Annotated in this window: 10 protein-coding genes; 1 reads left to right on the forward strand and 9 read right to left on the reverse strand. The window is 51.1% G+C overall.

Features of this window, described 5'->3' with window-relative positions; translation table 11 throughout:
- The first annotated feature begins 77 nt into the window (after nt 1–77).
- Complete coding sequence (gene iclR / locus DSM2777_RS01555; RefSeq protein ID WP_061553008.1) at nt 78–917, forward strand: glyoxylate bypass operon transcriptional repressor IclR; 840 nt, start codon at nt 78–80, stop codon at nt 915–917.
- Between the two features lie 37 nt (nt 918–954).
- Here the strand turns inward: iclR and ynfE are convergent, their stop codons facing one another.
- From ynfE to nudF, 9 genes are all read right to left on the reverse strand, one after another.
- Entirely contained in the window at nt 955–3,396 is a 2,442-nt protein-coding gene (gene ynfE / locus DSM2777_RS01560) for a selenate/tellurate reductase subunit YnfE (RefSeq protein ID WP_061553009.1), read from the reverse strand.
- A 174-nt stretch (nt 3,397–3,570) separates the two neighbouring features.
- Nucleotides 3,571–4,989: a cell division protein FtsP gene (gene ftsP / locus DSM2777_RS01565; protein WP_046457544.1), complete on the reverse strand. Its 1,419-nt coding sequence runs from the start codon at nt 4,987–4,989 to the stop codon at nt 3,571–3,573.
- Nucleotides 4,990–5,116: 127 nt separating this feature from the next.
- Nucleotides 5,117–5,863, reverse strand: coding sequence for a 1-acylglycerol-3-phosphate O-acyltransferase (locus tag DSM2777_RS01570; RefSeq protein WP_046457543.1), 747 nt, complete (start codon nt 5,861–5,863; stop codon nt 5,117–5,119).
- Between the two features lie 209 nt (nt 5,864–6,072).
- Nucleotides 6,073–8,352, reverse strand: a complete 2,280-nt coding sequence (gene parC / locus DSM2777_RS01575; protein WP_040044746.1) for a DNA topoisomerase IV subunit A — start codon at nt 8,350–8,352, stop codon at nt 6,073–6,075.
- Nucleotides 8,353–8,817: 465 nt separating this feature from the next.
- Nucleotides 8,818–10,713: a DNA topoisomerase IV subunit B gene (gene parE, locus DSM2777_RS01580; RefSeq protein ID WP_025802501.1), complete on the reverse strand. Its 1,896-nt coding sequence runs from the start codon at nt 10,711–10,713 to the stop codon at nt 8,818–8,820.
- A gap of 88 nt (nt 10,714–10,801) precedes the next feature.
- The gene (yqiA, locus tag DSM2777_RS01585; protein ID WP_040044744.1) at nt 10,802–11,383 is read right to left on the reverse strand and encodes an esterase YqiA; all 582 of its coding nucleotides are present in this window, start codon (nt 11,381–11,383) and stop codon (nt 10,802–10,804) included.
- 2 nt (nt 11,384–11,385) lie between these two features.
- Nucleotides 11,386–12,213: a 3',5'-cyclic-AMP phosphodiesterase gene (cpdA, locus tag DSM2777_RS01590; RefSeq protein WP_046457535.1), complete on the reverse strand. Its 828-nt coding sequence runs from the start codon at nt 12,211–12,213 to the stop codon at nt 11,386–11,388.
- An 89-nt stretch (nt 12,214–12,302) separates the two neighbouring features.
- Nucleotides 12,303–12,728 (reverse strand): DUF1249 family protein, encoded by a 426-nt coding sequence (locus tag DSM2777_RS01595; protein WP_046457534.1) that lies wholly within the window; start codon nt 12,726–12,728, stop codon nt 12,303–12,305.
- A gap of 2 nt (nt 12,729–12,730) precedes the next feature.
- Nucleotides 12,731–13,363 (reverse strand): ADP-ribose diphosphatase, encoded by a 633-nt coding sequence (gene nudF / locus DSM2777_RS01600; protein ID WP_025802509.1) that lies wholly within the window; start codon nt 13,361–13,363, stop codon nt 12,731–12,733.
- Nucleotides 13,364–13,527: the final 164 nt, after the last annotated feature.

Here is a 13,527-nt window from a genome sequence, read left to right on the forward strand (position 1 = left end):
CATTTTTATAACATTTTTTTAATACGAATTTGTTCAATAAAAATAATTATTTATGACTGTCTCAGGAGAGCACTACAATGGCGACTACCGTGCCCGTAAAACGTGGCAAGAAACCACGTACCGCAACGCCAGCCACTACTCCCGCAGCCACCGGACAGGTTCAATCCTTACAGCGAGGATTGAGATTGTTGGAATTAATTGCCGAAGCACACGGCAGCGTGGCGCTTACCGATTTAGCCCAGCAGGCAGGTTTACCTAACTCAACGACACACCGCCTTTTGAGCACCATGCAGCAGCAAGGTTTCGTCCAGCAAGTCGGCGATCTTGGCCTGTGGACCATTGCCTCACATGCTTTCTTCGTGGGAAGTAGTTTTTTGCAGAGCCGCAACTTGCTGGCCATTGTCCATCCGATTCTGCGCCGCTTAATGGAAGACTCTGGCGAAACCGTGAATCTGGCCGTGCTCGATGTAAGCGATTTTCAGGCGGTGATTATCGATCAGGTACAGTGCACCCAGTTGATGCGCATGTCTGCGCCGATTGGCGGCAAACTGCCGATGCATGCTTCTGGCGCAGGGAAGGCGTTTTTGTCAACGGTCAGTGATGCCCATCTGGTTGAGCTTCTACATAAAAAGGGTTTACACAGCTACACACCACACACCCGCAGCAACCCAAATAGTCTGAAAGAAGAGCTGGCCCATATTCGTAAGCAGGGATTTTCTTTTGATGATGAGGAACATGCTCTCGGCCTGCGCTGTATTGCCGCCTGCATCTATGATGAACATCAGGAAGCCTTCGCTGCCATTTCTATTTCCGGCCCCGCTTCTCGTATCACCGACGATCGAGTGATCGAAATTGGTGCCTTAGTGATCAAAGCAGCAAAAGAAGTCACGCTGGCTTACGGCGGCAGGCATTCGTAATCCCTATGGGCTCCCTTTTGGGAGCCCAATCGACAGATTATACCTTTTCAATTTCCACTAAATTGGTGTGCTGAGGATTCCCTTTCGCCAACGGCGACGGGCGCATCGTGGTGAGAGTATTGATACAGCCGCCGTGATCGACTTTATCACCCGCCATATCCGCCTGATGCCAAGCTCCCTGTCCCATGGCGCTAACGCCCGGCATAATTCGTGGCGTCACTTTCGCATTAATCACCACCGTGCCACGCTTGTTAAACACGCGAACTTTATCGCCGTTTTGAATACCCCTTTTCTGGGCGTCAATCGGGTTAATCCACACTTCTTGTCTGCATGCGGCCTGCAAAACGTCAATGTTGCCGTAAGTTGAGTGAGTACGAGCCTTGTAATGGAAACCAAACATTTGCAGCGGATAGGTTTGGCGCAAAGCATCGTCCCAGCCTTCAAAGGTTGAGGCATAAACGGGTAAGGCGCTGATGGTTTCGTCTTTATCCAAATGCCATGTGGCGGCGATCTCAGCTAATCGTTCGGAATAGATTTCAATTTTTCCCGACGGCGTTTTTAGCGGGTTGGCAGCGGGATCTTCACGGAATTTTTTATACGCCACGAAATGACCATTAGGATCTTTTCGTTTATAGATCCCCTGCTGGCGCAGCGTTTCATAATCAGGTAATAGCGGATCGCGTGCCTGCATTTTGGCATACAGATAGTGTAGCCAATCAGACTGTGTACGCCCTTCGGTAAACGCCTGTTCAACGTCTGGCCCAAGCCGTTTGGCAATCTCTGACATCATTTCATAAATGCCTTTGCGCTCGAATTTAGCGCGAGTTGCTGGCTGGCTAAAAATCAGATACCCCATGTTGCCCGCATAATCGTTTGGCACAATATCTTCTTGCTCGGTGGTCATAAGATCAGGCAATAAAATATCGGCATACTTAGCCGAGGAGGTCATGAAGTTTTCAATCACCACGATCTTTTCGCACAGCGAATCGTCCTGCAAGATCTCATGGGTTTGATTGATATCAGAATGCTGATTAACGAGCGTATTACCGGCATAGTTCCAGATGAACTTGATCGGAACATCCAGCTTATCTTTCCCCCGCACGCCGTCGCGCAGCGCCGTCATCTCAGGCCCACGGCGAATAGCATCAGTCCACGTAAATACGGAGATCGAGGTTTTCACCGGATTTGTCAGCACCGGCATCAGCTCAATGGTGATGAGATAGGTCGATTCGCGCGCCCCACTGTTGCCGCCGTTAATTCCCACGTTACCGGTTAAGATCGGCAACATCGCGATGGCTCGCGCAGTTTCTTCGCCGTTGGCCTGACGCTGTGGCCCCCACCCCTGACAGATATAAGCAGGCTTAGCAGTACCAATCTCACGCGCCAGCTTGATGATGCGATCGGCCGGAATACCGGTAATACGCGATGCCCATTCAGGCGTTTTCTCTACACCATCAGGCCCTTGACCAAGAATATAGGCCTTGTAGTGCCCGTTTTTCGGAGCGCTCGCGGGCAGGGTATGCTCGTCATAGCCGACGCAGTAGCGATCTAAAAAAGGCTGATCGATTAGGTTTTCGCTGATCAAGACATGCGCAATGCCGCCTACCAACGCGGCGTCGGTGCCCGGACGGATCGGGATCCACTGATCTTCGCGACCTGCGGCGGTATCGGTATAGCGCGGATCGATAACGATCATTTTGGCATTAGATATTTCTCGTGCCTGTTCGAGATGATAGGTGATCCCACCTCCGCTCATCCGCGTCTCTGCCGGATTATTGCCAAACATCACTACCAATTTGGAGTTCACGATATCCGAGGTGCTGTTGCCGTCGTTGCTGCCGTAGGTGTATGGCATTGCAGCTGAAATTTGTGCGGTGCTGTAGCTGCCATAGTGGCTGAGATATCCGCCGTAGCAGTTCATCAAACGTCCGATGATAGAGGCATAGGGCGACGAGCGCGTCACGTTACCGCCGATAACGCCGGTGGCGTAGTTCTGGTAAACCGCCTCATTGCCATATTTTTCAACGGTGTATTTCAGGCTTTGGGCGATTTCATCATAGGCCTCATCCCAAGTGATACGCTTGAATTTCCCTTCGCCACGTTTACCAACGCGTTTCATCGGATATTTCAAACGCTCAGGATGGTTCATACGGCGACGAATAGAACGCCCACGCAGACAGGCGCGAACCTGATGATCGCCATATTTATCTAAGCCGGTATTATCTGTTTCAACCCAATAGACTTCATCATCACGCGTATGTAAGCGCAGCGCACAGCGGCTACCGCAGTTTACCGAGCACATTCCCCACGTTACTTTATCAGCGGCAGTGTTCTGCACTGCTTCGGCATGAACCGCTCGGCTAAACGGCAAATTTAATGCCCCCGTTGCCAGTGCAAATCCGCCTAAGGCACTCCCTTTAACCAAGGTTCGGCGCGTAATTGATATCCCTTCGTGATGCGGTTTTTCTTTATTATTCATTTTGATAATCCTTGTCCGTTCGATTGCTCAATCGGTTATAGCTATCAAATAAAATGCACAGGCGGATTGGGATTTATCAAAGAGTAGATGTTTTTTGCAGCAAGAAAAGCAGAAGTGTGAGGCGAGATTGATTTGCAAAAATTTGCCCCTCTCTCGCAAGAGAGAGGCATTGCATTACTGAGCGGCGTTAACCACCAATTGTCCAACGCTGCCGCGGGTCGCAAGCTCTAGCGTTTGGCTGTAGTAGATGAACGGGAAATGCTCCGATGAAGCCTGAGGGAAATAGACCATCAGAGAGACTTCGCCATCAACCCAAACGGTATCTTTCCAGCCGCGATCTTCGACCATCGGCGGTGCATTATTGACGCTTTTCACCAAGAATTTGGCACCTTGGATATAGAAGGCCTGTGGCGTATCGGCGCGAACCGTCCAGCGTTCCCACGTTCCCTGCTGCGCCTGAATATCGGTGCGATGCAGATCCCACGTAGCGCCGTTGATGCCAGGCTGCGAGGCGCTACCTAGGCTAATGCTGCGTGTATTAACGACGCTGCCTTCCATCATGTCATCGGCCAACAAGCGCGTTGGTAAATTGTCAGTGACCAACGGCAACAGGCCTGTAGGGCGCAGCGTCAGTACCGTCGTCGACACTAAGATAGACGAAGGTTCGAACAAACCGCGCAGACGATCCATTATCCCTGCGGCAACGCCTGCGGTGATGGAAACCTCTTCGCCTTTCGACATGTCCACCAGCACTTCTCGGCGTTCACCCGGAGCAAGCGTCAGACTGCTGGCAATAACCGGCGCAGGCATATAGCCCTGATCGCTGGCAATCACGCTGAACGGACGGTTATCGCTCATCGTTAACGTATAACGACGCGCATTTGACGCGTTCAGCAAACGCAGGCGTACCCAACCACGAGAAACTTCAACAAACGGCTCTTGCACACCGTTAACCAACAGCGTGTCGCCATAGAAACCACCCGATGAAGGCGCTTCATACTCTGGCGTACCAAAATTATCTAAGCGTTTGTCTTGGATAATGACGGGGAAATCATCGACGCCATAATGATTCGGCAGCGGAAGATTTTTGCTGTTTTCATCTTCAACCAGCCACATCCCAGCTAAGCCGTTATAAACATGCTCAGCCATGTGCTCTGGCGTATTGGCGTGATACCACAGCGTCGCGGCAGACTGGCGAATAGGCAGCACCGGCGACCAATCGACGTTAGGTGACATTAAACGCGCCGCGCCACCGCTTAACGCGCCCGGAACCTGTAATCCGCTGATTTCCATCGAAACAGGATCGGGTAGGCGGTTGCTGTAGATCAGCTTAACGTCATCACCGCTATAAACACGCACGGTTGGACCAAGATAGAGCCCATTAATGCCCCATGCGCTAGCCTTACGGCCGCTCATAAAGGCCCAATGTGAGCGCTGTAGCGTCAGGAAGAGCGGCTGACCGCGTTTGGATTCCAGTAGAGGAGGAATGGGCAGCGAAACTTGCGATCCACTCGCATGCGCCCTCAGAGGCAATGCACCTGCACACAGTGCCAGACCCGAAGTCTGAATAAACCGACGTCGACTGAGTGACATAACTTCTCCATGAATTTGCTATGCAAACTGAAATTCCAAAGGGGGAATTCAGCATCAACGATTGAATTCAACCGTTTAAATAAGAAACCTGCCAAACGCTGGCAGGTCTAATCATCGTATTTTAGGATCAGGACTTCGCTTCACGCATTTGAGCTTCACGCGCAGCAACTTCAGCGTTTAGCTCATTGATTTTAGCTTCCATCAATGCGTGGCAGTGAGCCGAAAGTTCGCGCACCTGATCTTTGCCGTATTGAGTCACGTCGATTGGCGGCAACATTTCAACAATCACCAAACCGTTATTCCAACGGTTAAGTTTAACTTTATCGTGGGTATTCGACGCACAGACCGGAATAATCGGCACGCCAGCGGCAATAGCGGCGTGGAACGCGCCGGTTTTGAACGGCATCAAACCACGGCCACGGCTACGAGTACCTTCTGGGAACATCCAGAAAGAGATGGTTTTAGTGCGGAACTGATTCACCACCTGTGCAATCGTATTATGCGCTTTGGCACGGTTCGCACGGTCAATCAGCAAATTGCCCGTCAACCAATAGAGTAGTCCAAAGAACGGAACCCAAATCAGGCTTTTCTTGCCAACGGTAACCGTGTTGGTCTGCACGGCATTCGATATGGTGACCATATCGTAGTTATTTTGATGGTTAGCAATATAAATGGAATTGCCGTAGTTCTTTGCTTCTGCAGGAATACGCGTTTCCACTTTCAAACCAAACAGCGGTGACAAACGGCCAAACATGTGGCCAAACGTCGCCACGTGGCGTGGATTCCGCGGGCTAAATAAGCAATAAATACAACCAAAGATGCAGGCCAAAATACAGTACAGCGTGACCAGCACAATGCGAATGATGGATAACATAACAACCTCGTAAACATTTAGCCGGGGTTAGTATACCGACTTAGCTGCAAAACACACCGGAGATTACTGGGCGGCAGCGTCAAAACCATTATTTTCAATGATAATTTTCCCCCATCAGCGCCCTCTTGTTAAAGAGGAAATAAAACATTGTGCGCCCGTTTTCTCCTCCCCCAGTGAAGGGGGAGGCTGGGAGGGGGTCTTACAACCCTTTACTCTTCGCTATCGCCGGGTCCCACTTTGAGCTGCTCTGGCATTTCCACATCAACGCGTTCGATACGTTGTAAGCCGCGTGGTAACAGCGTGCCTTTACGTCCACGTTCAGCGCGGAATTTCTGCAATTCCTGTGGTTTCATCACCAGTTTACGCTTGCCAACATGCACGGTGATTGACGTTTGTGGTGGCAATACAAATAGCCATGCCAGTTTATCTTCACCCGATGCGGCCTGCGCGGAAGGAATGGACACAATCTTGTTACCCTTACCTTTCGATAGCTGCGGCAGATCGTTGACAGGGAACATCAACATACGACCGGCCTGAGTGATCGCCAGCAGCATGTCATCTGGCCCGTTGATTTCCAACGGAGGCAGCGCTTTAGCATTTTCAGGCAACGTAATCATAGCCTTACCTGCTCGATTACGCGCAACCAAATCATTGAAGGTACATACGAAGCCGTAACCAGCATCCGACGCCATCAACAGTTTTTGGTCATCAGCAGCCATCAACACTTGCTCAATGGTGGCGCCCGGCGGCGGCGTTAATTTACCGGTTAACGGTTCACCCTGTCCGCGTGCAGATGGCAACGTGGTTGGATCAAGCGCATAGCTGCGCCCCGTGGAGTCAATAAACACCACCGGCTGATTGCTCTTGCCGCGCGCGGCGGCGCGGAAGCTATCACCCGCTTTGTAGCTTAATCCAGTAGGATCGATATCATGGCCTTTGGCACTACGCACCCAACCGCCTTCCGACAGAACAATCGTCACCGGCTCAGATGGAATAAAGTCGTGCTCGCTCATGGCTTTCGCTTCTTCACGCTCTTGCAGCGGAGAACGGCGATCGTCGCCATACGCCTGTGCATCGGCCTGAATTTCTTTCTTAATCAGCGTATTCAGCTTACGTTCAGAAGCCAGCAGCGCCTGTAGATGATCGCGCTCTTTGGCTAATTCATCCTGCTCACCGCGAATTTTCACCTCTTCCAATTTGGCAAGGTGGCGCAGTTTTAATTCCAGAATCGCTTCGGCCTGCGTTTCTGAAATCGCGAAGCGTTCAATCAGCTTCGGCTTAGGTTCATCCTCAGTACGAATGATGTGGATCACTTCATCGATATTGAGGAATGCCACCAGCAAACCTTCCAGAATGTGCAGGCGTTTCAGCACTTTTTCCAAACGATAGTTCAAGCGACGACGCACGGTATCACGGCGATACGCTAACCATTCGGTCAGAATTTCAAGCAGGTTTTTGACCGCTGGACGATTGTCCAAGCCGATCATGTTCATGTTGATACGGTAGCTTTTTTCCAGATCGGTGGTGGCGAACAGATGTGTCATCACCTGATCCATATCCACACGGTTGGAACGCGGCACAATCACCAAGCGAGTTGGGTTTTCGTGATCGGATTCGTCACGTAAGTCCTCAACCATCGGTAATTTCTTCGCACGCATCTGGCTGGCGATTTGCTCCAGCACCTTAGCGCCCGAAGTCTGGTGCGGCAGTGCACTGATCACCACTTCGCCGTCTTCTTTTTTCCAAATCGCACGCATGCGTACTGAACCACGGCCGGTGCGGTAGATCTTACGGATCTCCTCGCGTGGCGTAATAATTTCAGCTTCCGTTGGATAGTCTGGGCCTTGAACATGCTCAAGGATATCGTCCAACGTCAGATTTGGTTTTTCGATCAAATCGACCAGCGCAGCGGCTAGCTCACGCACGTTATGCGGAGGAATATCCGTTGCCATACCCACGGCAATACCCGTGGTGCCATTCAGCAGAATGTTTGGCAGACGCGCAGGCAGTGTTTTAGGCTCTTGGAGCGTGCCATCAAAGTTTGGCGTGTAATCAACCGTTCCCTGCCCCAGCTCACCCAGCAGCACTTCGGCGTATTTAGACAGGCGAGATTCGGTGTAACGCATGGCGGCAAACGACTTCGGATCGTCCGGTGCCCCCCAGTTTCCCTGACCGTCAACCAGCGGATAACGATAGGAGAACGGCTGAGCCATCAAAACCATGGCTTCATAACAGGCGCTATCGCCGTGCGGATGGTATTTACCCAGCACGTCACCGACGGTACGCGCTGATTTTTTAAATTTGGCGCTGTTGCTTAAGCCCAGCTCTGACATCGCATACACGATACGACGCTGTACCGGTTTTAATCCATCACCGATAAAAGGTAACGCCCTGTCCATGATGACGTACATGGAGTAGTTGAGATAGGCGTTCTCTGTAAATGTGTGCAGCGCTTGGCGCTCGCTGCCGTCATGGATCAGATCGCTCATTAATAATCCTCTGGCCGCCGCCCTAACTGAATATATAAAACAGTCCGCAGCGGGACTTCACGACTGTCTTGGTCTGTACATACTCTAAATAATTCACGTAGCCAACGCACATGCAACTTGAAGTATGACGGGCATAATTGCCCGCGATAGTAACTCATCTTTTATAGGGCTGTCACAGGGATATAGGATCGCCCCGCTATCCACCATGCAATGCGATACCTCACAAAACCGATCTTCATCACCGATAGCAGTGTTTTAAAGTGTGGGTAATCACAATGAAAAAGATTGAATGGCTATACCGATAGGCGGGTATTGAGTAAACACTCGGGTTGCACTCACTCATAATACGCGTAGACCGAATACATCTTATCCAATCCACAAATAAATGGGATGGCTATCACATTCGCAAAGCATAAAAAAACGGGCCGCCAAGGCGACCCGTTATCAGGATGATAGACGTCAGGACTAAACGTCCAGATCGGCCATATCACCTTTTTCCTGCAACCAGTTACGACGGTCTTCGGAACGTTTTTTCGCCAGCAACATATCCATCACCGCCATCGTCTGCGCAATGTCGGTATCATCGATGGTGAGCTGCACCAAACGGCGCGTATTCGGATCCAGCGTAGTCTCACGCAGTTGGAGCGGGTTCATTTCACCCAGTCCTTTGAATCGCTGTACGTTCGGCTTACCTTTCTTGCGCTTAAGCTGTTCCAGTACGCCCGCTTTCTCTTCTTCGTCCAGCGCGTAGTAAACTTCTTTGCCCAAATCGATACGGAACAACGGTGGCATCGCAACATACACGTGCCCGCCGCGCACCAAGGCTTGGAAGTGGCGAACAAACAGCGCACACAGCAGCGTAGCGATGTGTAAGCCGTCGGAGTCAGCATCCGCTAAAATACAGATTTTGCCGTAGCGTAGTTGGCTAAGATCGTCACTATCAGGATCGATACCAATGGCAACGGAAATATCATGCACTTCCTGAGAGGCCAGCACTTCGTCAGAAGAGACTTCCCACGTATTCAGGATTTTACCTTTCAGCGGCATGATTGCCTGATATTCACGGTCACGCGCCTGCTTGGCAGAACCGCCTGCGGAATCCCCTTCCACCAAGAAGAGCTCGGTGCGGGAAAGATCCTGTGCAGTACAATCAGCTAATTTACCCGGCAGCGCAGGTCCGCTGGTCAGCTTTTTACGCACAACCTTCTTCGCGGCACGCATACGGCGTTGAGCGCTAGAAATTGCCAGCTCAGCCAGCTGTTCCGCCACCTGTACGTTTTGGTTAAGCCATACGCTGAAAGCATCTTTAACAATGGCAGAAACAAAAGCCGCGCACTGACGCGAAGACAGACGTTCTTTGGTTTGCCCTGCAAACTGCGGATCCTGCATTTTCACCGAGAGCACATACGCACAGCGCTCCCAGATGTCATCGGCCGACAGCTTCACGCCGCGTGGCAGCAGATTGCGGAATTCGCAGAATTCACGCATCGCATCCAGCAACCCCTGACGCAGCCCGTTCACATGCGTACCGCCTTGCATGGTTGGGATCAGGTTAACGTAGCTTTCGGTTAACAGCTCGCCGCCTTCAGGCAGCCATAACAGCGCCCAGTCAACGGCTTCGGTATCACCGGAAAAAGAACCGGTGAATGCCTGTTCTGGCAGCGTAATCAAACCGTTAACGGCTTCCATCAGGTAGTCCGTCAGACCGTCCTGATAGCACCAGCGCTGCTCGGTGTTATTCAGTTTGTCTTTAAAGACGATTTCTACGCCTGGGCACAATACCGCTTTCGCTTTCAGCAGATGGTTAAGGCGAGAAACAGAGAATCTTGGGCTGTCGAAGAACTTTTCATCAGGCCAGAAATGTACACTGGTGCCTGTGTTGCGTTTACCGCAGGTGCCGGTAACGTGCAGGTCTTCAACTTTGTCGCCGTTCTCGAACGCCATCTGGTACACCTGTCCATCGCGACGAACGGTGACCTCAACGCGCTTAGAAAGGGCGTTAACTACCGAGATACCTACGCCGTGCAGGCCGCCGGAGAACTGATAGTTTTTATTCGAGAATTTACCGCCTGCATGCAAACGACACAGGATCAGTTCAATGGCGGGAACACCCTCTTCTGGGTGAATATCCACCGGCATACCGCGCCCATCGTCAATCACTTCAAGTGATTGATCGGGATATAAAATGACCTCAACGCGAGATGCGTGGCCAGCCAGCGCCTCATCGACACTGTTATCTATGACTTCCTGACCCAAATGGTTTGGGCGCGTGGTATCGGTGTACATACCCGGACGACGGCGCACGGGTTCTAGGCCGCTGAGAACTTCAATAGAGTCAGCGTTATAGCTGGATTGAGTCATGGTATGAATCGTATAAGTCGTTAGTTAGGGTCGACCAAACGGCACACGTTGGTGTGTCGTTCAGTGGTGATAGACGTACCACGCAGAGTTACTCGGTGGTAAGCCCTAAAAAATCGACGATCTGTGGGAAGAATCGCTCGAAACCAACGAAGCTGTGTGAACCTTCAGGCTCAATGGTCTGACGGCATAACGCGTAGTAAGCCACAGCTTGTCGATAGTCCAGAACTTCGTCACCGGTTTGCTGTAATAACCAGAGGAGATCAGGCGATTCCAATGGGTCAACCTGCATGACTTTCAGATCGTAAACGTGGCGAGACTCTAACACATATTGTTGGCCGGTGTAGGGATTCTCGTTTTGCCCTAAAAAGTCGATGAGCAGTTCATACGGCTTCACCGCAGGGTTCACAACGACCGCCGGTAAGGTAAAGCATTGTGAAAGCCACGTCGCGTAATAGCCCCCTAAAGAAGAGCCCACTACGCCCAGCGGACGCCCTGCACGCGACATCACAATCTCCTCCAACATCTCTGCCGCATCGGAAGGATAAGGTGGAAGTTGAGGGATTAACATGGTGATTTCAGGGTGGTGGACGGCAAGCCACTGCTTAAATGCGGTGGCCTTGGCGGAGCGAGGAGAACTGTTAAAACCGTGGAGATATAAAAGCGTGGGCATCATTAATAGCCGTCAGAGTCGAGATCCGGTCTGAATTCTGTACCTTCTAAGCGGTGCAGTTCAGTCGTGAGCGTCCCATCTGGATGCAAATCCAGATAACGCCAGCCGGGCGATAGAGTATCAATCGTGAAGTTGGTACATAGAGGTTTGAACTGAATACAGGTCGACGGCGTAGCTAACAAACGACGCCCCTGCCATTCAAGATCCAAATCCTGATGAATATGTCCACACAGCAAGGTTTTCGCCAGAGGGTGATGTTGCAGAATTTCCCCCAGCATATGCGCATTACGCAAACTGTGCTGATCGAGCCAGGTGCAGCCCGAAGGCAGCGGATGGTGGTGGAGTAAAATCAACGAATGACGCGCCGGATACAACGACAAAGTGCGATCCAACCATTCGAGTTGATACTCGCTAAGTTCACCGTGGGGAACACCAAAAACTTGGCTATCCAGCAGGATAATCTGCCAGTGATCGCCTAACAGCATATGCTTGGCCGGATTCACGCCCGCATTCGCTAACGTATCGACCATCGCCGGCTGGAAATCATGATTGCCCGGCAGCCACAGACAGGTTTTATTCAGCGTTGCGATACCTTTTGCAAAATGCTGGTATGCCGCCACAGAGTGATCCTGCGCCAAATCTCCCGTTGCGACAACGATGTCATACGGACGGGATTGGGCATGGATCGCCTCTAGCACTGCGTGGTAGCTGCGGTAAGTATTGACGCCCAATAACGTCTCATGCTCACCCGCAAACAAATGCGTGTCTGTGATTTGTAAAATCCTAACCGGAGCCCCACGTGCTACGGTTAGTTGAAACAGGCTTTCCAAATGGTGTCCTTTGTGACTTTAGTCTGCCAAGAATCTGTAAAAAATAATCATTGCGCTGGTTGTTAGGGCTCAGTGCAGTAAAACAGGCTCTAATATACGGGAATTGCCATAACACCGTGCGTCAAACAATGGTGCAACCAATCCGCAAGAAACTGGTTAATTTGATGCTTTTCGTCGCGCTGATGCAACTTTTTATTCGGATAATCATAGCGTGCTTTGAACCGAGAGATCTGTTGGCTTGCACACACTTCCGCAACCATGGCGTCATGATACAGACGCACACTCATCGAAGGTAAGCCCCAAGGGCCCGGTGCTGGCTCCGTCTGGGTAATTTCCGCCATTGATGTATAGCGCGTCGATTCGATAATTTTTATCAGGTAACACGCGCCGTTGACCTGATATCCCTGCGATTCACCCACTTCATCCTTGCGCGGCAGTAAACGACGCAATTGCGCATAATTAGTCTCGCACAGTCTCATCATTAGAGGAAAGTCTGGGGAATAACGCTTCATCATATTTAAGAATTCCACTCGCGGCGAAGCGACTCATGGTGCAACGCCAGCCACTGTAATGCAATAACCGATGCGGCATTGTCGATCACGCCCTCTTCTACCCAGCGATACGCTTGCTCACGGCTGACCACATGCACGCGAATATCTTCATGCTCTTCAGGCAGACCGTGAATACCCGATGCCTTTGCTGCATCAATCTCGCCGACCATAATCGACAAGCGCTCGCTGGTACCGCCTGGGCTCGCCAAATAGCTCAGCACAGGCTTACAGCGTTGAACGTGGATCCCCGCTTCTTCCTGCGCCTCGCGGCGTGCGACATCTTCCACCGACTCACCGGGTTCAATCATTCCGGCCACCATTTCAAGCAGCCACGGCGTTTCACTGGAGTCATATGCCGGAATACGGATTTGCTCCACCAGCACCACTTCATCGCGTTTTGGATCGTAAGGGAGCAGCACCGCAGCATGGCCGCGTTCAAAAACTTCACGCACAACCTCACCGCTCATGCTGCCATCAAACAGACGATGCCGAAAACGATAGCGTTCTAGCGAAAAAAAGCCGCGGTAGAGTGATTCCCGTGCAATAATTTCAACATCATTTTGACCAAACGTGACGGGTGATGATTTATTTTCGCTCATACGGCTAAATTCCTAAATGTAGTGTGATTATTAGCATGGATATTATTGATTTAAGGTCAAACTGAAAATACTCAATCACTTTACCCTTTATTTAGGTAAATTAAGGGGGATGGCACGTAAAGCCACGCTCCTTAAGATACGGTCTCTGTTAGAATCGGCGGCTA

The sequence above is a fragment of the Obesumbacterium proteus genome, from assembly GCF_001586165.1.
GTDB classification, from domain to species: Bacteria; Pseudomonadota; Gammaproteobacteria; order Enterobacterales; family Enterobacteriaceae; genus Hafnia; species Hafnia protea.